The 19,080-nt window shown below is 63.6% G+C and carries 17 protein-coding genes and 1 pseudogene; 15 read left to right on the top strand and 3 right to left on the bottom strand.

Going from position 1 to position 19,080, the window contains the following annotated elements; all coding sequences use genetic code 11:
* The first annotated feature begins 14 nt into the window (after window positions 1–14).
* From J1C56_RS03790 to J1C56_RS03770, 5 genes are all read left to right on the top strand, one after another.
* Window positions 15–1,223: an ABC transporter substrate-binding protein gene (locus tag J1C56_RS03790; RefSeq protein WP_214386097.1), complete on the top strand. Its 1,209-nt coding sequence runs from the start codon at window positions 15–17 to the stop codon at window positions 1,221–1,223.
* Window positions 1,224–1,355: 132 nt separating this feature from the next.
* Window positions 1,356–2,120, top strand: a complete 765-nt coding sequence (locus J1C56_RS03785; RefSeq protein ID WP_214386095.1) for an SDR family NAD(P)-dependent oxidoreductase — start codon at window positions 1,356–1,358, stop codon at window positions 2,118–2,120.
* Entirely contained in the window at window positions 2,071–3,330 is a 1,260-nt protein-coding gene (locus J1C56_RS03780) for an ABC transporter substrate-binding protein (RefSeq protein WP_246591169.1), read from the top strand. The genes J1C56_RS03785 and J1C56_RS03780 overlap by 50 nt, the downstream gene beginning before the upstream one ends.
* Before the next feature lie 131 nt (window positions 3,331–3,461).
* Window positions 3,462–4,403, top strand: coding sequence for an alpha/beta hydrolase (locus tag J1C56_RS03775; RefSeq protein ID WP_214386093.1), 942 nt, complete (start codon window positions 3,462–3,464; stop codon window positions 4,401–4,403).
* A gap of 34 nt (window positions 4,404–4,437) precedes the next feature.
* On the top strand, window positions 4,438–4,860 hold the full coding sequence (locus tag J1C56_RS03770; protein WP_214386091.1) for a nuclear transport factor 2 family protein: 423 nt from the start codon (window positions 4,438–4,440) through the stop codon (window positions 4,858–4,860).
* Window positions 4,861–4,864: 4 nt separating this feature from the next.
* Here J1C56_RS03770 and J1C56_RS03765 read toward each other — a convergent pair whose 3' ends face one another.
* Window positions 4,865–6,469 (bottom strand): GMC family oxidoreductase, encoded by a 1,605-nt coding sequence (locus J1C56_RS03765; protein WP_214386089.1) that lies wholly within the window; start codon window positions 6,467–6,469, stop codon window positions 4,865–4,867.
* Between the two features lie 246 nt (window positions 6,470–6,715).
* Between J1C56_RS03765 and J1C56_RS03760 the strand changes: the two genes are divergently transcribed.
* From J1C56_RS03760 to J1C56_RS03730, 8 genes and pseudogenes are all read left to right on the top strand, one after another.
* Entirely contained in the window at window positions 6,716–7,912 is a 1,197-nt protein-coding gene (locus J1C56_RS03760; protein ID WP_214386087.1) for an ABC transporter substrate-binding protein, read from the top strand.
* Between the two features lie 57 nt (window positions 7,913–7,969).
* Window positions 7,970–8,254 (top strand): DUF1330 domain-containing protein, encoded by a 285-nt coding sequence (locus J1C56_RS03755; RefSeq protein ID WP_214386085.1) that lies wholly within the window; start codon window positions 7,970–7,972, stop codon window positions 8,252–8,254.
* 45 nt (window positions 8,255–8,299) lie between these two features.
* Window positions 8,300–9,067, top strand: a complete 768-nt coding sequence (locus J1C56_RS03750) for an ABC transporter ATP-binding protein (protein ID WP_338001395.1) — start codon at window positions 8,300–8,302, stop codon at window positions 9,065–9,067.
* Window positions 9,060–9,773: an ABC transporter ATP-binding protein gene (locus tag J1C56_RS03745; protein ID WP_214386081.1), complete on the top strand. Its 714-nt coding sequence runs from the start codon at window positions 9,060–9,062 to the stop codon at window positions 9,771–9,773. The genes J1C56_RS03750 and J1C56_RS03745 overlap by 8 nt, the downstream gene beginning before the upstream one ends.
* 5 nt (window positions 9,774–9,778) lie before the next feature.
* Window positions 9,779–10,687, top strand: a pseudogene (locus tag J1C56_RS32750) (branched-chain amino acid ABC transporter permease); the annotation flags it as partial.
* A gap of 126 nt (window positions 10,688–10,813) precedes the next feature.
* On the top strand, window positions 10,814–11,722 hold the full coding sequence (locus tag J1C56_RS32745; protein ID WP_338001400.1) for a branched-chain amino acid ABC transporter permease: 909 nt from the start codon (window positions 10,814–10,816) through the stop codon (window positions 11,720–11,722).
* Complete coding sequence (locus J1C56_RS03735) at window positions 11,719–12,474, top strand: SDR family NAD(P)-dependent oxidoreductase (protein WP_338001394.1); 756 nt, start codon at window positions 11,719–11,721, stop codon at window positions 12,472–12,474. Before J1C56_RS32745 ends, J1C56_RS03735 begins: the two co-directional genes overlap by 4 nt.
* On the top strand, window positions 12,471–13,256 hold the full coding sequence (locus J1C56_RS03730; RefSeq protein WP_246591099.1) for an SDR family NAD(P)-dependent oxidoreductase: 786 nt from the start codon (window positions 12,471–12,473) through the stop codon (window positions 13,254–13,256). Before J1C56_RS03735 ends, J1C56_RS03730 begins: the two co-directional genes overlap by 4 nt.
* A gap of 97 nt (window positions 13,257–13,353) precedes the next feature.
* Here J1C56_RS03730 and J1C56_RS03725 read toward each other — a convergent pair whose 3' ends face one another.
* Together J1C56_RS03725 and J1C56_RS03720 are read right to left on the bottom strand one after the other, a co-directional pair.
* Window positions 13,354–14,892, bottom strand: coding sequence for a class I adenylate-forming enzyme family protein (locus J1C56_RS03725; protein WP_214386077.1), 1,539 nt, complete (start codon window positions 14,890–14,892; stop codon window positions 13,354–13,356).
* A gap of 103 nt (window positions 14,893–14,995) precedes the next feature.
* A complete protein-coding gene (locus J1C56_RS03720) occupies window positions 14,996–15,751 on the bottom strand; it encodes an SDR family NAD(P)-dependent oxidoreductase (protein ID WP_214386075.1) in 756 nt (251 codons plus the stop codon).
* 226 nt (window positions 15,752–15,977) lie between these two features.
* Between J1C56_RS03720 and J1C56_RS03715 the strand changes: the two genes are divergently transcribed.
* Window positions 15,978–16,988 carry an NADPH:quinone oxidoreductase family protein gene (locus J1C56_RS03715; RefSeq protein WP_214386073.1) on the top strand — a complete coding sequence of 337 codons (1,011 nt, stop codon included), beginning with the start codon at window positions 15,978–15,980 and terminating at the stop codon, window positions 16,986–16,988.
* Window positions 16,985–19,078, top strand: coding sequence for a 3-hydroxyacyl-CoA dehydrogenase NAD-binding domain-containing protein (locus J1C56_RS03710; protein WP_214386071.1), 2,094 nt, complete (start codon window positions 16,985–16,987; stop codon window positions 19,076–19,078). The genes J1C56_RS03715 and J1C56_RS03710 overlap by 4 nt, the downstream gene beginning before the upstream one ends.
* The last annotated feature ends 2 nt before the right edge of the window (window positions 19,079–19,080 follow it).

Genomic DNA, 19,080 nt, shown 5'->3' with positions numbered 1-19,080 from the left:
GTGGAGACCAGACTATGACTTCCAGCATTCGCAGCCGGCGCGCGCTCATCGCCGCCCTGATGTCGTTCACCGCCCTTGCCGGCGCAGGCGCAGCCCAGGCCGAGGAGACAATCAAGATCGGCGGCATCATGTCGCTGACCGGCGCGGGTGCATCGATCGGCAAGAATGCCGAAGTGGCGTGGAAGCGCGCCGTCGACGATATCAACGCCGCCGGGGGCATCCTGGGCAAGAAGGTCGAGCTGGTGCTTGCCGACACCATGACCGACCCGACGCATGGCGTGAGCGAGATGCGCCGCCTGATCGAAAGCGAGAAGGTGCAGGCGGTTGTCGGTCCTGCGACCAGCCAGGAAACAACGCCGCTGATGCCAATTGGCACCGAGGCCAACATCGCCCAGATTTCGAGTGCTGCCTCGACGCAGCTGACCCCGCAGGTCGGCCCTTACCACTTCTCGACCTCGCCGATCGGCGAGAACCAGATGATCCCGAACATCGCCTATGCGCTCGACACGCTGAAGCTGACCAAGCTGGCGCTGATCTCGGACAATGGCGGTATGTCGAAGGCGGCGGTGACCGACATCGTCAACTACATGAAGAGCAAGGGCGTCGAGCCGGTCGCCATCCAGGAATTCGCCTTCCGCACCGAGGATATGACCCCGCAGCTGTTTTCGCTGCGCAACTCCGAGGCGGAAGCTGTGCTGCTGATCAACTCGATCGGCGACGACGCGCGCAAGATGCTGGAAAACCGCTACGATATCGGCTGGGACGTGCCGGTACTGGCAAGCCTGACCATGACCAACTATGCCGTCGGCAACGCCGCCACGATCGGCACCGAGCCGTTCGAAGGCATCTATTCCGTGCAGTTCGAAGGCATGACCTATTGCCCGGGCGATGCGCTCGGCGAAAAGGCATTCGCCAAGTTCGCCGAGAAGGCCAAGGCCGACATCGCCGACCTCGACCGCATGGGCGGGCCTTCGGCGCTGGTGCCCTACTACATCCAGCCCTTCATCCTGGCGGCCGCGATGAACGGCTCGGGCAAGACCGACGGCAAGTCGGTGGCGGCCTGGATCGAGGCCAATGCGGGCGAGATCAAGACGCTGACCGGCAAGCTGGCTGCCAGCGCCGACAACCACTTCCTGCCGTCGGTGGAGAGCCTCAAGGTTGTCAAGAACCCGTATCAGTTGCGCGAGGATGGCCTGGTCGAGCGCGCCGACTGCGTAAAGTAAGCAGAAGAACGGTTCATCTGTTGAAGGTGTCGCCGGTTTCCGGCGGCGCCTTTTTCGTGGGCTCACCCGATCGAACGATGCTGCAACGCCCTTGGTTGGCTTCAATCGAAGCCAGGTATCAGGGAGGAGTTGATGGCCGAAATGAAGGGCAGGGTGGCGTTGGTGACTGGCGCTGCCAACGGAATCGGTCGCGCCACGGCACTCGCTTTCGCCAGCCGGGGCGCGTCGGTGGTTCTTGCTGACACGGACGAAGCCGGCATTCGTGCCTTGGCCAATGAAATTGACAAGGTGGGCGGCGAGGCGATCGCGGTCTCGACCAACGTTGGCGATGCCGAGCAGTGCAAGAACATGGTCGAGGCCACACGCAAGCGTTTTGGCCGCCTCGACATGGCTTTCAACAACGCCGGCATTTCCGGCGGTGGGCCAGACCGCGCCGATGTTGCTGCCTACGATCTCGATGTATGGCGCAAGGTCATGGACATCAATTTGTCGGGCGTTTTCTACTGCACGAAATACGAGCTCCCGCTGATGCTGGAGGGCGGTGGCGGGGCGATCGTCAACACGAGCTCGATCATGGGGTTTCGCAGCAGTCCCAATATCGCAGCCTATGTCGCGGCCAAGCATGGGGTGCTGGGCCTCACCAAGGTGGTCTGCGAGGAATACGCCTCACGTAACATCCGCTGCAACGCAGTTGCGCCAGGCGTCGTCGAAACGCCCATGACCAGGCGCTTCTTCGAAAATGCCGATATTGGCCGAGCGGCACTGGCAACGATCCCGCAATCACGCTTCGGTCAGCCGAACGATCTTGCGGAAGCGGTCGTATGGCTGTGCTCGTCAGCCGCCGCCTATGTCAACGGCGTCTGCCTGCCGGTCGATGGCGGGTTCTTGGCTCGCTGAATCGGGCATCAACCAACAAACATCCTGGAAACTTACTGGCCCACCCGACGGTCCGCCGGCGATGCTGGGTGCCGGAAGCGCCAAGGCCGAAGATACCATCAAGATCGGCGGCCTGGTGTCGGTCACCGGAGGCGCGGCATCGATCGGCAAGATTGCCGAGACCGCTTGGAGGCTGGCGATCGACGAGATCAATGCGTCAGGCGGTGTGTTGGGCAAGAAAATCGAGTTGGTCATGGCCGACACGATGAGTGATCCGACGCACGCCCTGAACGAGGCGCGGCGCCTGGTCGATAGCGAAAAGGTGGAGGCCGTGCTCGGTCCGGCGACAAGCCAGGAAACGGTGCCGACACTTGCTGTGACCACCGCCGGCAAGGTGACGCAGATTTCAACCGCCGCATCGACCCAGATTACGGTGGAAACGGCACCGTATCATTTCACCACGTCGCCACGGGGTGCCAACCAACTCATTCCCAGCATCGATTATGCGCTCAACACTTTGAAGGTCACCAGGATCGGATTGATCTCCGACAATGGCGGGGCGGCGAAATCAGCCATTGCCGACATTGTTCCCTACATGAAGGACAAAGGCGTCGAACCTTCTGGCGTGCAGGAATTCACCTTCCGCACCGAAGACATGACGCCCCAATTGCTGGGGCTACGAGGTTCCGGGGCAGAAGTTCTGGTTTTGATGAATTCGACTGGAGACGATGCCCGCAAGTTCCTCGAAAACCGGATGGATATTGGCTGGAACGTGCCGGTGCTGGCCAGCCCGGCGATGACAACGACTGCCGTGGGCAACGCAACAGTCCTCGGACATGAACCGTTCGAGGGTGTTTACAGCCTGCAGTTCGAAGGGCTGACCTATTGCGATGGAGATCCGCTTGGCGGGTCGCTGTTTGCGCAATACACCAAGCGCGCCAAGGCCGCTGTCCCGGATCTCGAACGTATCGGTGGGCCAGCATCGCTTCAGCTCTACTACATCCAGCCCTATCTGCTGGCAGCTGCGATGAATGGCTCAGGTAAGACCGACGGACCGACGCTGACTGCCTGGTTGGAAAACAACGTCCAGACGGTGGACACCATAGTTGGCAGGCTGTCGGCCAGCTCCAGCAATCACTTTCTGCCACCTGCAACCAGCCTGAAGATCGTCAGGAACCCGGACCAGCCACGCGAGGACGGCCTCGTTGAGCGCGCCGACTGCGCGCAGTAAGCAGCAGAACGGTTCATCTGTTGAAGGCGTCGCCGGAATCCGGCGGCGCTTTTTCGTGGGCTCACCCGATCGAACGATGCGACTGGCTGCGGGGCCGTCCTTCATTCAGGCGGAAAAGTGGGAGGTCGACGATGGACATGACGCTCGATGCGGATATCGCTGCCATGGCGGAGATCATCGCCAGGCGGCCACCGCTCAACCTTGCCAATGTCGATATCCCGGCCCTGCGCGCGGCAGTGAATGCGGCGGGATGGCCGACGGAACGCACCGAGATGGCCTCGGTCGAAGATATCAGTGTCGCCGGTGGCGTTGGTACGATACCGGCGCGGCTCTACAAGCCTCGACAAGACGACACTCTGCCGCTGCTCGTTTTCCTGCATGGCGGCGGGTTCGTGCTGTGCTCGCTAGAAACGCATGACAATTTCTGCCGGGCGCTGGCCAAGGCGGGAGACTGCGCGGTCCTGTCTGTCGATTACCGGCTAGCGCCTGAGCACAGGTTTCCGGCGGCCTATGAGGACGCGCAGACCGCGTTTGAATGGGCCGTAGCCAATGCGGCAGCGCTGGGCTGCGATCCGCAACGGCTCGCGCTTGCCGGAGACAGCGCCGGCGGCAACCTGGCGGCAGCAGCGGCGCTGCATGCGTCGCCTGATGCGCGCCGGGTGCTGCGGCACCTCGTGCTGTTTTATCCCGCCGCAGACCCCACGGCCTCAGGCGCGAGCTACGAGACCTATCCGCAGACGCCGTTCCTCAGCGCAGAGATGATGCGCTGGTACTGGCGCCAATATGTCGGCGAGCCGGCCGATCTGGTCGATCCGCGGGTGGCGCTGCTGAGGTCTGGCGACATCGCCAACTTGCCTGAGATGACAGTAGCCATTGCCGAATTCGACCCGTTGCGCAGCGAAGTCGAGGCCTTCTGCATGGCGCTGGCCGAGGCGGGCGTCGATATCGAGGCGCGACATTATGACGGCGTCTCGCACGGCTTTGCCAGCATGGTCGGGCTGGTCGGCAAGGCGCGGCTCGCCATCGACCACGCCGGCGCGAGACTGCGTGATGCATTCGCTGCGAGGGGCTGAGATGCTGGAGCAACGGTTGGCGCGTGCCGAGGCAATGCTCGACATCATCGCGCTCGAGGCGTGTTATGCCCGCGCCTGGGACTGCGGCGACGGCAATGCCTGGGCCGATGTGTTCACTGGCGACGGCGTGTTCGAGATAGCCGCGGTCGGCGACCGCCCGGCGCTCAAGGTCGAGGGCAAGGACCAGCTGTCGACTTTCTGCCTGGATTTCACGTCAAAATTCACCGGCGTGCACGTGCCGGGGCTGCCGTTGCTCGAAATCGACGGCGACGAGGCCACGGGGCACCTGCATTTCCAGTTCGTCGCCATCGGCCGTCTCGGGACGAACCACACGATGAGCCGCACCGCCTGCGGCCAGTACGACGTGCGCTATCGCAGGACTGAAACCGGCTGGCGCATGCTGCATCGACTTGAAAAGGCGTTCAGCAGCGCACGCTCTGAATTCTTCGATTTCTGAAAGTTCATCGTCTTTCCTCGAGGATCAGGTCGGCGGCGCGCCAGGCCAGCGCCATGACGGGGCCGTTGGTATTGCCCGAGATCGGCACCGGGATCACCGAGGCATCGATGACACGCAAACCTTCGAGGCCGCGGACGCGCAGCCGCTCGTCGACAACGGCATCGGCGTCGTTGCCCATCCGGCAGGTGCCGACCGCATGCAGCCCCGACACGAAGGTCGAGCGGAAGGCTGCCAGCAACTCGTCGTCGGTTTGAAGGGCCTTGCCCGGCCACAGCTCTTCCTTGACGAAGGGGTGCAAGGCCGGCTGGGCAACGAAGTTGCGCATGATACGCATCATGGCAACCGCTGTGCGCCTGTCGTGCTCGGTCGCCAGCCAGTTCGGCCGTATCGAGGGCATGTCATCCATGTCAGGCGTGCGGATCGTGACCTCGCCGCGGCTCTCTGGCCGCAGGGCGTAGCCGATGATGGTGAGGCCTGGCTTGTCCTCCAGCTTCAGCTGTCCCTGCAGCAGCCCCCGGGCGAAGGTATAGGGCGACAGCGACAGCTGCAGGTCGGCATAGTCGACATCGGGCGATGAGCGGACAAAGCCGCCCATTTCGGACGCGCCAAAACTCATCAGCCCCGTGCCGGCGAGGTAGTAGCGCAGGACTTCACCGATCAGGCGCAGGCCGCCGAGCCGGCGATTGTGGCCGTGAAGCCCAGCGAGGCGATAGGGCAGTGCGACGACCAGATGCTCGGCGAAGTTCCGGCCGACTCCGGGCAGTTCGGCCACGATCCCGACACCGGCTGCCGAGAGCACTTCCGGCCGGCCGATACCGGAGACCTGCAGCAATTGCGGCGACTGGATCGCGCCGCAGGCGACGATGACCTCCTGTGAGGCGCGAGCGATGCGCCTTTTGCCGCCAGCAAGATATTCGACGCCGACAGCCCGCTGGCCCTCGAACAGGATGCGTTGCACCTGCGCACCTGTACGCACGACGAGGTTCTTGCGTTTCATCGCCGGGCGCAGGAACGCTCGCGCGGCACTCATGCGCCGACCCCGGTGGTCGACCGTGTGGGTGTAGGCGCCGATGCCTTCGCGCCTGTCGCCGTTGAGATCGTCGAGATGCTCAAGCCCAAGTGAGGCGCCGGCGTCGAGGATGGCTTTGCCTAACGGATCGCCGAGTGGATGGCTGCTCACTTGCAGCGGGCCATCGCCGCCCCTGATGGCATTGCCACCAAGCTGGTGCTTCTCGATCTTGCGGAAAACCGGTGCAATGTCCGACCAGCTCCAGCCGCTCACGCCGAAGCTCGCCCAGCTGTCGTAGTCCTCGGGCGCGCCGCGGCAATAAAGCATGCCGTTGATCGAGCTCGATCCGCCCAATCCGCGGCCGCGCGCCCAGGTTTCGTCCCGAGGCCGGTCCTTTTCATGCTCGACAGGAAAGTTCCAGGAGCGCTTGGGGTGTTTTGTCAATTTGACCCATGCCCGGGGCATGCGGACGAAGAGATGAAGGTCGGACGGACCGGCCTCCAGCACAAGCACCCTGTGTCCCGGATCTTCGCTCAGCCTGCTGGCCAGCACGCAGCCGGCCGAGCCGGCGCCGACGATGATGGTGTCGAATTCGCTCATGCCGCGATGTCTGGACCACCTGTGGCCGCTCGCATCCCGCAAACGAACTACCCGGGCGAGGGTGGCAGCGGTCCAGATGGGCCAGAATGTGCGCTAGTCCGCATGGACGATGTTTGGCCTTCGCGCATCCTGTGATTTCACCCTGAGGAGTCGTCACGCCATGCCGCGTGGCGGCCTTGCGCGCATTCGAATGCCGGCGCGCATCCAGACCGGCAGTTGAAGCCTAAGTTCCTGGGGAGGAATGACATGAAGAAATCCATTCTCGCGGCAGCCCTGCTGCTGTCGACCGCGCTGACTGCCGCCGCGCAGGATGCCAGCGTCAAGCTCGGCGTGCTCAACGACCAGAGCTCGTCTTTCTCCGCGCTCGGCGGCACCGAGGTGACCGAGGCGGTCAAGCTCGCCATTTCCGACTTCGGCGGCGAAGTGCTTGGCAAGCCGGTCGAACTGGTGTCGGCCGACCACCAGAACAAGCCGGAAATCGCGCTTTCGATCGCCCGCGAATGGCTGGAGCGTGACAATGTCGATGCGCTGTTCGACGTTGCCAACTCGGCGATCGCGCTTTCGGTCAACAACTTGCTTGGCGAGCAAAAGAAGCTCGGCTTCTTCGTCTCGCCGATGACCGACAAGATGACCGAGGCCGACTGCAACGGCTACGGCCTTGCCTGGGCCTATGACGCCTATTCGCAGGTGCGTTCGTCGGTCAGCGCCCAGCTCAAGGCAGGTGGCGAGACCTGGTTCATCCTGTCGCCCGACTACGAGGCCGGCAAGGTGATGGAAGCCGGCGTCAAGACCGCGGTCGAAGACGAAGGCGGCAAGATACTCGGCCAGGTGCGCGCGCCGCTCGGCACCACCGATTTCTCGTCCTACATCCTCCAGGCCCAGGCGTCCGGCGCCAAGGTGCTGGCGCTGACCGTCAACGGTCCCGAATTGATCAACGCGCTTAAGCAGGTGCAGGAGTTCGGCCTGATCGACCAGGGCATGCGTGTGGCGGTGACCGTGCTGCACCAGTCGGACGCGCGCGCCATCGGACTCGAGGCGCTGAAAGGCATCCAGTTCGCCGCCGCCTGGTACTGGAACACCGATGACGCTTCCAAGCACTTCAAGGAAGAGATGCAGAAGAAAACCGGCAACGCGCCGGGCTGGGTCGCAGCTGGCGCCTATTCGGCTGCCACCAACTACCTCAACGCCGTCAAGGCGGCCGGCACCGACGAGCCGACCGCCGTGCTCGCCAAGCTGCGCGAAGGCAAGATCAACGACCTGTTCGCCAAGAACGCGACGCTTTTGCCCAACGGCCGCCTGGCGCACGACATGCAACTGCTCGAAGTGCGTGCGCCCGGTGAAGCGGCAGACGCGCAGGACGTGTTCAAGGTCGTGACCACTGTCCCGGCCGACCAGGCCTTCCGCTCTATCGACAAGAGCGCCTGCAAGCTGGGCAAGAGCTGAGCCTCGATGCCGGGCTGCGATATCGCGGTCCGGCATTCGACCTGTGGGAGCAACGACGTGCCGGGCTATCTGATCTTCGAGATCGAGGTTACCGACGAGGCGGCCTGGAGGCACTATCGCGAGTTTGCCGGGCCGATCATGGCTGCAAGCGGCGGGCGTTTCGTCTTGTCGAGCGATCGCATCGAAAGCCTCGAGGGCGGCTGGCAGCCGGCGTCGATCTCAGTGGTCGAGTTCCCGAGCACTGACGATGCCCGCCGCTTCTACCATTCAGCCGGCTACCAGAAGGTGGTGGGGCTGCGGCAGCTGGCATCACGCGGCAAGGGCATTCTCGTCGATGCATGACGAACGGCCCCTGCCGCGCATTTTCTAGAGAACGTGGAGGACAAGGTGCGACAAGGCACTGCGGACGACTACATCATCGAGGCGTCCGGGCTGAGCCGGTATTTCTACGGCTTCGCAGCCGTGAAGGACGTTGACCTCAAGGTCCGGCGCAACACTATCCACGCGCTGATCGGCCCCAATGGCGCCGGCAAGACGACGACGTTCAACCTGATCACCAAGTTCCTTTCGCCGAGCGAAGGCACGATCCGCTACAATGGCGAGGACATCACCGCGCTGAAGCCGGAAGAGGTGGCGCGCAAGGGCATCGTGCGTTCGTTCCAGATCTCGGCGGTGTTCCCGCGCATGAGCGTGCGCGAGAACGTGCGCATGGCGCTACAGCGGCCGACGGGTACTTCCTACCGCTTCTGGCAGAGCGAACGCACGCTTGGGGTGCTCAACGACCGCATCGACGAGTTGCTCGATTCCGTCGGCATGCTCAACTATCGCGATCACGTCGCAGTCAACCTGCCTTACGGGCGCAAGCGCGCGCTGGAGATCGCAACGACGCTGGCGCTCGATCCCGAGATGCTGCTGCTTGACGAGCCGACCTCGGGCATGGGCCACGAGGATGTCGACCGCATCGCCGAACTGATCCGCAAGGTATCAAGCGACCGCACCATCCTGATGGTCGAGCACAATCTGTCGGTCGTTGCCGCACTTTCCGACACCATCACTGTGCTGGCGCAGGGGCGTGTGCTCGCCGAGGGCAATTACGAGACCGTGTCGCGCGACCCGCGCGTAATCGAAGCCTACATCGGTGGCGCAGATGACTGAGATTTCCAAGGTGGTTCTCGACATCGCCGACCTGCATGCCTGGTATGGCGAGAGCAAAGCCCTGCATGGCATGAATTTCGAAATCCGCGAGGGCGAGCTCGTCACGCTGCTGGGCCGCAACGGTGCCGGCAAGACCACGGCGCTGCGCTGCATCATGGGGCTGGTGCGCAAGAAGACCGGAGCCATCACCTATCGCGGTGACAATCTCGCCGCCAGGGCGCCGGAGATCATCGCCCGGCGCGGTATTGCCTATTGCCCGGAGGAGCGCGGCATCTTCTCGAGCCTGTCGGTTGCCGAAAACCTGGAGCTGCCGCCCGTCATCGCCAAGGGCGGCATGACGGTGGACGAAATCCTCGAACTGTTCCCCAATCTCAAGGCGCGCTGGCAGAGCCCCGGCACCAAGCTGTCGGGCGGCGAGCAGCAGATGCTGGCCATCGGCCGCATCCTGCGCACGGGTGCCAAGCTTTTGATCTTCGACGAACCGACCGAGGGCCTTGCGCCCGTAATCGTCAAGCAGATCGCGGTCGTGCTCGAAAAGCTGAAGGCGAGGGGCTTCACCATCCTGCTGGTCGAGCAGAATTTCCGCTTCGCTGCAAAACTCGCCGACCGGCATTTCGTCGTTGACCACGGCAAGGTCGTCGAACGCTTCAGCCGCGACGAGCTCGCCGGCAACGAAGCCAAGATCCAAGCTTATCTCGGGGTGTGATGGCCATGATGGACCTGATTGGCGTTCCGCCTGCACTGCTTTTCGGCCAGCTTCTCGTCGGCCTCATCAACGGCTCGTTCTACGCAATGATGAGCCTCGGCGTGGCGATCATCTTCGGCATGCTGCGCATCGGCAACTTCGTTCATGGCGCGCAGTATATGCTGGGCGCGTTCGGCGCGTGGTATCTCATGCGCCTGCCCGAGCTGTTTCCCGGCCTCGGCCTGCCATCCATCGGCTACTGGTGGGCGCTGGTCATCGTGCCGCTGGTGGTGGCCGTCATCGGCGCGCTGATGGAGCGCATCTTCATTCGCCGCGTCTACGATCTCGATCATGCCTATGGCCTGCTCTTAACCGTCGGCCTGGCCATGGCGATCGAAGGTGCGTTCAACGTCTATTACGGTGCGGCCGGTCAGATGTATGGCGTGCCTGATACGCTGAAGGGCGGCATCAATCTCGGCTTCATGTTCCTGCCGATCTACCGTGCCTGGGTGATCGCGGTGGCAATCGTCGTCTGCTTCGGCACCTGGTATGTCGTCGAGCGCACCAAGCTCGGCTCCTACCTGCGCGCCGCGACCGAAAATCCCGACCTCGTGCGCGCTTTCGGCATCAACGTGCCGCGTCTTCTGATGCTGACCTACGCCTTCGGCGTCGGCCTCGCCGGTTTTGCCGGCGTCATGGCCGCACCGATCTACCAGGTCAGCCCGCAGATGGGGCAGGGCATCATCATCACCATCTTCGCGGTGGTTGTGATCGGCGGCATGGGCTCGATCTTCGGTGCGATTGTCTCGGGCCTGATGCTGGGCGTGATCGAAGGCCTGACCAAGGTGTTTTATCCGCAGGCGTCGTCGACGGTCATCTTCATCATCATGGCACTGGTGCTGATCTTCCGCCCGGCAGGCCTGTTCGGCAAGGAAACGACCAGCCATTCTGTCGCCGACGTCTCGTCGGGCCGCTCCGGCAGTTTCCTTGAAAACGGCCGCCTGTGGTTGGCGATCTTCGCCATCGGAGGCGGCCTGCTGCCGTTCGTGATCTACCCAGTCATGGGCATGAAGATCCTGGTTCTGGCGCTGTTTGCACTCGCCTACAATCTGATCTTCGGCTATGTCGGCCTGCTCGCTTTCGGCCATGCCGCCTTCTATGGCGCCTCGTCTTATGTGACGGCCCACGCGGCCGCTGCCTGGGGGCTGCCGACCGAGCTTTGCATCCTGCTCGGCGTTTCGGTTGCCACCGCCATCGGCGTTCTGTTCGGGTGGCTGGCAATCCGCCGGCAGGGGCTCTACTTCGCCATGATCACGCTGGCGCTGGCGCAGATCATCTATTTCTACGCCGTGCAGGCGCCGTGGACCCATGGCGAGGACGGCATCCAGTCGGTGCCGCGCGGCACGCTGTTCGGCCTCATCGACCTCTCCAACACGCTGAACATGTATTACGTCACGCTCGTCGTGTTCCTTGTCGGCTTCGCCTTCGTCTACCGCATCATCCATTCGCCCTTCGGCCAGACGCTGAAGTCGATCCGCGAGAACGAGCCGCGCGCCATTTCGCTCGGCTATTCGACCGACCGCTTCAAGCTGATCGCGTTCACGCTTTCGGCGATGCTGTCAGGCGTCGCAGGCGGCCTCAAGGCGATCATCTTCCAGCTGGCGTCGCTGGCCGACGTGTTCTTCATGACCTCGGCGGACGTGCTGTTGATGACGCTGATCGGCGGCGTCGGCACCCTGCTCGGACCGGTGGTCGGTGCGGCTGTTCTGGTGACGCTGCAGCGCGAACTTGCGACGCTCGGCGCCTGGGTGGTGGTTGTACAGGGGGCGATCTTCGTGCTTTGCGTGCTGTTCCTGCGCAAGGGCATTGTCGGCACGCTTGAGGAATTCCTGTCGAACCGTGCCGAGCGCAAGGCGCAGAAGGGCGTCAAGACCACCGAAGCCGTTGCCAAGACCGAGGCCGCACAGTGAGCATTCCATCGACCGTAGTCATCGGCATGGGGCCTGGCCTCGGCCAGGCCCTGGTCAAGAAATTTGCCCGCGAAGGCCACCGCGTAGCCTTCGTCGGGCGGCGCGCCGAGGCGATAGCGCGATATGAGCACGAGCTGCGGTCCGAGGGGCTAGACGTTGCCGGGTTTGTCGGCGACGCCGGCAAACCAAAGGACATGGACCGGGTTCATGCCTCTATCCGCGAGCAGCATGGCGATGCGGACGTGTTGCTCTACAATGCTGCAATCGTCGAGCCGGCCCGCTTTGTCACGCCGTCCCGCATGGACGAGGTGAAATATGGCACGGCCGACGGCTGGCGCTCGCATGGCGAAGCGGCCAGCGTCGACTACGTCGTGGATGCCTTCAGGACCAATGTCGCCGGAGCGCTGCATGCCGCGCAGGCGGTGGCACCCAGGATGATCGAGCGCGGCCGGGGCACGATCCTGCTGACTGGTGGTGTGCTCGCCTTCGGACCCTGGATCGAATGGGGCGTGACTTCGCTCGGCAAGGCAGCACTCCGCAGCCTCGGGCATTCGCTGGAGAAGGAGCTGTCTCCTGCGGGCATCCAGGTGTCGACCGTCGCCATCCATGGCACGATGCAGGCCGGAACGCCTTACGACCACGATCTCATCGCCGACGCCTACTGGCACTTGCACGTCCAGCCGCGTGAGCAGTGGAGCCCGGACTTCCATTTCCGGGCCGACGCCGCGGACGGCGGAGACCCGGACGCATGACTGTGCCCGCGATCCGCTTCGACGGCATGCGGGCACTGGTAACAGGCGGCGCAAGCGGCATCGGCGAGACGGCAGCCAAGCTGCTGTCGGATCTCGGCGCACGGGTGGTCATTGCTGATCTTAGCCGGGCGAACCTCGACGGGGCCGCGTTGCGCACGGGCGCGGTCGGGGCGACCCAAGGCGATGTCGCCAGCGAAGCCGATGCGGAACGCATGGCAAGCGAAGCGATTGCCATGCTCGGCGGCCTCGATCTGGTGTTCAATTCAGCCGGCATTGGTGACGATCTGGTGCCGCTGCATGAGCAGTCGGTGGAGCGTTGGCAGCGCGTGGTCGACGTCAATCTGGGCGGCACCTACTTGATGTGCCGGGCGGCGTCGCGTCCCATGCTGGCACAGAAGCGAGGGGCGATCGTCAACGTGTCGTCCATCGTGGGGATCGGCGGCTTTCCAAGGCGCTCGGCCTATGCGGCGGCCAAGGCCGGCATCAACCACCTGACGCATACGCTGGCCTGCGAATGGGGGCCGTCGGGCATCCGGGTCAACGCGATCGCGCCGGCCTATACGCGCACGCCGATGGTCGAGGCACTGCTCGAGCGCAAGGCGTTCGATCCGACGATCCTCGAACGACGCACGCCGCTCGGCCGGCTGGCGCTGCCGACGGAAATGGCGCAGGCGGCCGTGTTCCTGCTGTCGGACTGGGCCTCCTACATTACGGGCACCGTGCTGCCGGTCGATGGCGGCTGGAGCGCGTTCGGTGGCGCTGGCGACGTAGCCAGCGCCTGATAAAGCTCCATTGGTTCATCAAAAAATATCGCCAACATACTGACAGATAAAGAAAAGGCTGCGCAGTGCACGGCCTTTCGCTTTGGCGCTTACGGGCTCACTTGTTCCTGAAATCGGCGATGCGGTTTTCCCGCAGTGCCAGCACCAGCTCGCGCTTGCGGATCTTGGCGGCTTCCACCGGCATGGTGTCGATGAAGTGGACAGCGCGCGGGGCCTTGTAGGCGGCGAGGCTCTCGCGGCAGTAGCGGATCAGTTCTTCGGCCGTCGCGTCGTGCCCGGAGGCCTTGACGATGACTGCGACCGGGATTTCGCCCTTGCTCTCGTCGGGCGCGCCGACGACCGCGCACATGGCGACAGCAGGATGCTTGTAGAGCAGCGCCTCGATCTCGAGCGGATAGACGTTATGGCCGCCGGCGATGATGACGTCCTTCTTGCGGTCGACGATGAACAGGTAGCCGTCCTCGTCGACATAGCCGAGGTCGCCGGATTTCCAGCCGCCATTGCCGAACGCCTCGGCAGTCGCCTTTTCGTCCTGCCAGTAGCCCTGGGCGACGCAATCGCCCGAGATGATGACCTCGCCGATCTCGCCTTGCGGGATGGCATTGCCCTCATCGTCGACGATCGAGATACGTGAACTGCCGACGGCAAGGCCTGCCGAACCCGCCTTGCGGATGCCTGATGTCGGCTCCATGACGTTCTGCCCGCTGGTTTCGGTCGAGCCGTAGACCTGGGTGACACGGGCGCCCGAAAGCTCCTCGAAGCGGCGGATGACAGGCTGCGGCACGGGCGAGCCGCCCGTCGTGCAGATGCGCAGCGAAGACAAGTCATGCTTTGCCGGGTCGACCTCATTGACCATGTAGACATACATGGTCGGTGTGCCGCCAAAATAGGTGGCCTTGTAGCGGCCGATGTCGGCGAGAACGCGCTGCGTGTCCCAACGCTCGTGCAGAACGATGGTGCCGCCGGTGTAGAGGCACAGGTTCAGCGTCACCGTCAGGCCGAAATTGGTGAACAGCGGCACGGCGCAAAGGTAGGTTTCCTCGGCAAAGCGCGTCCGGTGCGACACCATCATGTCGCGCAGCGTCGAGCACTGGTTGAGCTGCGATTGCGCAGCACCCTTTGGGGCACCCGTCGTGCCCGAGGTGAAGAACAGGGCGCAGATGTCGTCGATGTGGCAGGCTACATCCTCGAAGGTCGAGGGTGCCTGAGCCATCAGCGTCGATAGATCATCTGCCCCGCCGTTGCCGGAGGCGACAAGGCAGTGGGCGAGGTCGGTGAACTCGTTGCGGATTTGCGAGAAATAGGACCAGGTCGAGCCATCGGCGACCAATGCCTTCATGCCGGTCTGGGTGACGATCTTGCGCAGCTCGGCATGACGGAACATGGCGCTCAACGGAGCAGGGATCGCGCCGAGCCGCTGGCAGGCCCAGAAGCCGATCGCCATCATCGGCGTGCTCGGCAGATAGAGGCCGACGCGGTCGCCCTTGGCCACGCCGCGCGCCTTCAAAACACTGGCCAGCTGGGCGGTCAGTTCGGCGAAGCGCGCATAGGTGATCGTTTCCTTGTCGGTGACGATGAAGTTGCGCTCGCCGATCAGCCGCGCGTTCCGCGCCAGCACCTGGCTCAGGATTTCCATGCTCGTATTCCTGCAGTCGAAATTGGGATTCTGCGCCGACTAGAGAACCCGGCCGGAAAGCCGGACATCGTCTGCACAGACTAAATGATATCCGGCGCGGCGGTCACGAAATCAGGATGCCGCCGTCGATGGGCAGCTGATGCCCGGTCATCTTCCGCGATTCGTCCGAGGCCAGGTAAAGCGCCGCATTGGCAACGTCGATCGGCTCGGCAATGCCAAGCAGATAGGCGTCGAACTGGGCCTTGAGATGCGGCTCGCGCTCGAAAAAGCCGAGCACCCGGTCGGTGGCGACGGCACCCGGCACCAGCACGTTGACGCGGATGTTGTCCTTGGCGAATTCCACCGCCATCGAGCGGGTCAGCGAGATGACGCCGCCCTTGGCCGCCGAATAGGCGTCACGATTGGGGATGCCCATGGCGCCGACGATGGACGAGCAGTTGACGATCGAGCCGCCACCCGACTGCTGCATCAACGGGATGGCATTGCGGCAGCAGACCCAGGTGCCGAAGAGGTCGAGCTTGATGCAACGCCAGAACTCCTCGAACGGCGCTACCGTCACCGGGCCATCCGCGGAGCTTGAGCCGCCGGCATTGTTGTAGAGCACGTCGAGCCGGCCCCATGTGCCCATCACCGTCTTGAACGCGGCCTCGACGCTTTCGGGTTCAGTCACGTCGGTCTCCACATAGAGGGCAGTGCCGCCCGAGCCGTTGATGGAGGCGGCGATGGCCTCGCCCTTGTCGCGGCTGCGACCTGCGACCGCGACCCTGGCACCTTCCTGCGCGAACAGCCGTGCCGCCGCCTCGCCGATGCCGCCGGTGGCGCCTGATATGAATGCAATTTTGCCTGCCAGACGGGCCATGCTTGTTCTCCTCGAAACGTACCCGCGAACCTGCGCGCGTCAGCGCCGGCAACATCGTCCGAAGGGACTAACGCCGCCGCGCAATTCCACCGTTTCGCAGCCCAAAGGCGGGGTTCCTTGCGACTAGTCCCATCAGACGATGTTGTCGGTCTGCCCCTGTCCCATTCCTTGACTCGATTGAAGAATTTGGCAGTGCCGAAATGGCAGCAAGAAGCGGCGTAGGGAAATGAAGGCAGTCATCTGCAGGGAGTTCGCCCCAAGGGCTGAGCTCAGGATAGAAGAAGTCCCGGCACCCGTGGCAAAGCCCGGGCAGGTGGTGATCCGCATCGAGGCATGCGGCATCAACTTCTTCGACGGGCTGATGGTCGAGGGCAAGTACCAGACCAAGCCTGAACTGCCTTTCACGCCGGGCAGCGAAGCCGCTGGCGTCATCATCTCGGTCGGCTCAGGCGTCGAACGTCTGAAGGTGGGCATGCGCGTCCTGGCCTTCGCCGGCATCGGCGGCTATGGCGAACAGGTCGCGGTCGATGCCTGGAAGGTGTTTCCGATCCCTGCCGAGATGAGCTTCGTCGAGGCCGCCGGTTTTCTCATTACCTATGCGACTTCGCATCACGCATTGAAGGATCGGGCGCAGATCAAGCCGGGCGAGACCCTGCTCGTACTGGGGGCCGCCGGTGGCGTCGGATTGACCACAGTCGAGCTCGGCAAGCAGATGGGCGCACGCGTTATCGCCGCCGCCTCCAGCGACGAGAAGCTGGCGCTTTGCCGCCAGTACGGCGCCGACGAGACCATCAATTACTCGACCGAGGACCTTCGCCAGCGGCTCAAGGAGCTGACGAACGGGCAGGGCGTCGACGTCGTCTATGATCCGGTCGGCGGCGCGCTGACCGAAACGGCGGTGCGCAATCTCGCACTGTTCGGTCGCCATCTGGTGATCGGCTTTGCCGCCGGCGACATTCCCAAGATCGCGCTCAACCTTCTGCTGCTCAAGCAGTCGGCGTTGCTCGGCGTGTTCTGGGGCGCTTATGCGCGCTCGGCGCCGGAAAAGAACGCAGCAAACATCGCCGAGCTGATGGACTGGTTCGCCCAAGGCAAGCTCAGGCCGCATATCTCGGCCGAGTATCCACTCGAACGCTTCGCCGAAGCGCTCGACGTGGTGATGGAGCGTGCCGTGAAGGGCAAGGTCGTTCTGGTGACAGGCAATTCAGGAAATAGCAGGGAAGGAGTGCCGGCATGACCGAGCAACTCGTCAAGACCGTCTCGGTCGCAAAGTGTGGCAACATCGTCGTCGCCACCGTCGACAATCCGCCCGTCAACGCGCTGTCGCATTCGGTGCGCGCCGGGCTGATCGAGGCCGTTCAGGCGCTGGAAAGCGACGCGGAAGCACGCGCCATGGTCATCGTCTGCGCGGGCCGCACCTTCATTGCCGGCGCCGACATCCACGAGTTCAAGAAGCCTATGGTGGCGCCGCTGCTGGGCGAGGTGATCGACACCCTGGACGCCGCCACCAAGCCGATCGTCGCCGCCATCCACGGCACGGCTCTCGGTGGTGGTCTCGAAGTGGCGCTCGCCTGCAGCTATCGCATCGCACTCGACGGCGCCAAGGTCGGCCTGCCTGAGGTCAAGCTCGGCATTCTTCCGGGTTCGGGCGGCACGGTTCGCCTGCCACGCCTGGCAGGTGTCGAACAGGCCCTGACGATGATCAGCGAAGGCGGCCAGATTTCGGTGCGCGACGCCCGCGAAAAGGGCATCGTCGATGAAGTTGTGTCAGGGGACCTCAAGGCTGCGGCCATTGCCTTTGCCGAGAAGGTGATTGCCGATGGCGCAAAGGTTCGCCGCACCAGCGACTTGCCGGTGCCTGCCTTCGATCCGGCCGTACTGGAGACAAGCCGCACGGCATTGTCCAAGAAATACAAAGGTTTCAAGGCACCTCTTGTTGCGGTTGACCTGATCAGAATGGTCACCGAGACGCCAGTCGCGGAGGCGACTGCGATCGAATACAAGACCTGCAAGGAACTGCTGGTTTCGCCGCAGTCCAAGGCACTGCGCCATATCTTCGCCGCCGAGCGCGAGGCGTTGAAGATTGACGGCGTCGGTGCCGAGGTGAAGCCGCGCGACATCAAGAAGGTTGCGATCGTCGGTCCTGGCACGATGGGTCGGGGCATCGCCGCTTGCTTCCTCAACATCGGCATTCCGGTGACGCTGATCGGCCTCACGGACGAAGGCCTGGCTTCCGCTACCAAGGCGATTGGCAAGATCTATGAAGGCTCAGTCAAGCGCGGCAGCCTGACGGCCGAAGAGATGGAGCGCCGCATGGCGCTGCTGACGCCGACGACGTCCTATGACGGTATTGGCGACGTCGACCTGGTGATCGAGGCGGTAACCGAACAGCTCGACGTCAAGAAAGAGGTGTTTGCCAAGCTCGACGCTGTCTTGCGCGACGATGCGATCATCGCAACCAACACCTCGTTCCTCGACATCGAGGAACTGGCGGCGACCAGCAAGAATGCGACCCGGGTTGCCGGCATGCACTTCTTCAATCCGGCCAATGTCATGAAGCTGCTCGAAAACGTCCGGGCGGCGAAGACGGCTCCCGACGTGCTCGCCACCACCACTGCGCTGGGCAAGCGCCTCGGCAAGGTGCCTGTCATGGTCGGGCGTTCCGAGGGTTTCGTTGCCAACCGCATGCTTTCCAAGCGGACGCGCGAAGCACAGTTTTTGCTTGAGGACGGTGCGACACCGCAGCAGGTCGACCGCGTGCTAACCGCCTTCGGCTTTCCCATCGGCCCGTTCGCGCTGGCGGATCTCGCCGGCATGGACATCATGGCAGCGGCACGGGCCGCGCGTGTCGCCCGCATGTCGCCGCGCGAGCAGCAGTGCAACATCGTCGACCGCCTGGTGGCAGCTGGCCGCCTCGGCCAGAAGTCGGGCGCCGGCTACTATGTCTATGACGAGAACCGGAAGGCCTCGCATGACCCCGCAGTGGACGAAATGCTCGACGCGCACCGCCGCGAACGCGGCTTCACCGCGCGCACCATCACCGATGAGGAAATCCTCGAACGCTGCCTCTACGCCATGGTCAACGAGGCAGCCAAGATCCTCGATGAAGGTGCGGCCGCACGGCCGAGCGATATCGACGTCATCTGGACCAACGGCTTCGGCTTCCCGACCTATCTGGGCGGACCGATGTTTTATGCCGACCAAGTCGGCCTGCCGAAGGTCAAGGCGGCGCTCGACAAGTATGCGGGCCTCGTGGGCGATCAATATTTCAAGCCGGCCGCGCTCATAGAGCGGCTGGTAGCCGAGGGCAGGGGCCTTTACGGCTGACG

Origin of the sequence: Aminobacter anthyllidis (genome assembly GCF_018555685.1) — a bacterium.
Lineage (GTDB): Bacteria > Pseudomonadota > Alphaproteobacteria > Rhizobiales > Rhizobiaceae > Aminobacter > Aminobacter anthyllidis.
This window is presented reverse-complemented; position numbering and strand designations above follow the sequence as displayed.

Coding starts and splice junctions, on each gene's coding strand:
- J1C56_RS03790 (WP_214386097.1), top strand. CDS start 15: ATGACTTCCAGCATTCGCAGCCGGCGCGCGCTCATCGCCGCCCTGATG.
- J1C56_RS03785 (WP_214386095.1), top strand. CDS start 1,356: ATGGCCGAAATGAAGGGCAGGGTGGCGTTGGTGACTGGCGCTGCCAAC.
- J1C56_RS03780 (WP_246591169.1), top strand. CDS start 2,071: ATGTCAACGGCGTCTGCCTGCCGGTCGATGGCGGGTTCTTGGCTCGCT.
- J1C56_RS03775 (WP_214386093.1), top strand. CDS start 3,462: ATGGACATGACGCTCGATGCGGATATCGCTGCCATGGCGGAGATCATC.
- J1C56_RS03770 (WP_214386091.1), top strand. CDS start 4,438: ATGCTCGACATCATCGCGCTCGAGGCGTGTTATGCCCGCGCCTGGGAC.
- J1C56_RS03765 (WP_214386089.1), bottom strand. CDS start 6,469: ATGAGCGAATTCGACACCATCATCGTCGGCGCCGGCTCGGCCGGCTGC.
- J1C56_RS03760 (WP_214386087.1), top strand. CDS start 6,716: ATGAAGAAATCCATTCTCGCGGCAGCCCTGCTGCTGTCGACCGCGCTG.
- J1C56_RS03745 (WP_214386081.1), top strand. CDS start 9,060: ATGACTGAGATTTCCAAGGTGGTTCTCGACATCGCCGACCTGCATGCC.
- J1C56_RS32745 (WP_338001400.1), top strand. CDS start 10,814: ATGGGCATGAAGATCCTGGTTCTGGCGCTGTTTGCACTCGCCTACAAT.
- J1C56_RS03730 (WP_246591099.1), top strand. CDS start 12,471: ATGACTGTGCCCGCGATCCGCTTCGACGGCATGCGGGCACTGGTAACA.
- J1C56_RS03725 (WP_214386077.1), bottom strand. CDS start 14,892: ATGGAAATCCTGAGCCAGGTGCTGGCGCGGAACGCGCGGCTGATCGGC.
- J1C56_RS03720 (WP_214386075.1), bottom strand. CDS start 15,751: ATGGCCCGTCTGGCAGGCAAAATTGCATTCATATCAGGCGCCACCGGC.
- J1C56_RS03715 (WP_214386073.1), top strand. CDS start 15,978: ATGAAGGCAGTCATCTGCAGGGAGTTCGCCCCAAGGGCTGAGCTCAGG.
- J1C56_RS03710 (WP_214386071.1), top strand. CDS start 16,985: ATGACCGAGCAACTCGTCAAGACCGTCTCGGTCGCAAAGTGTGGCAAC.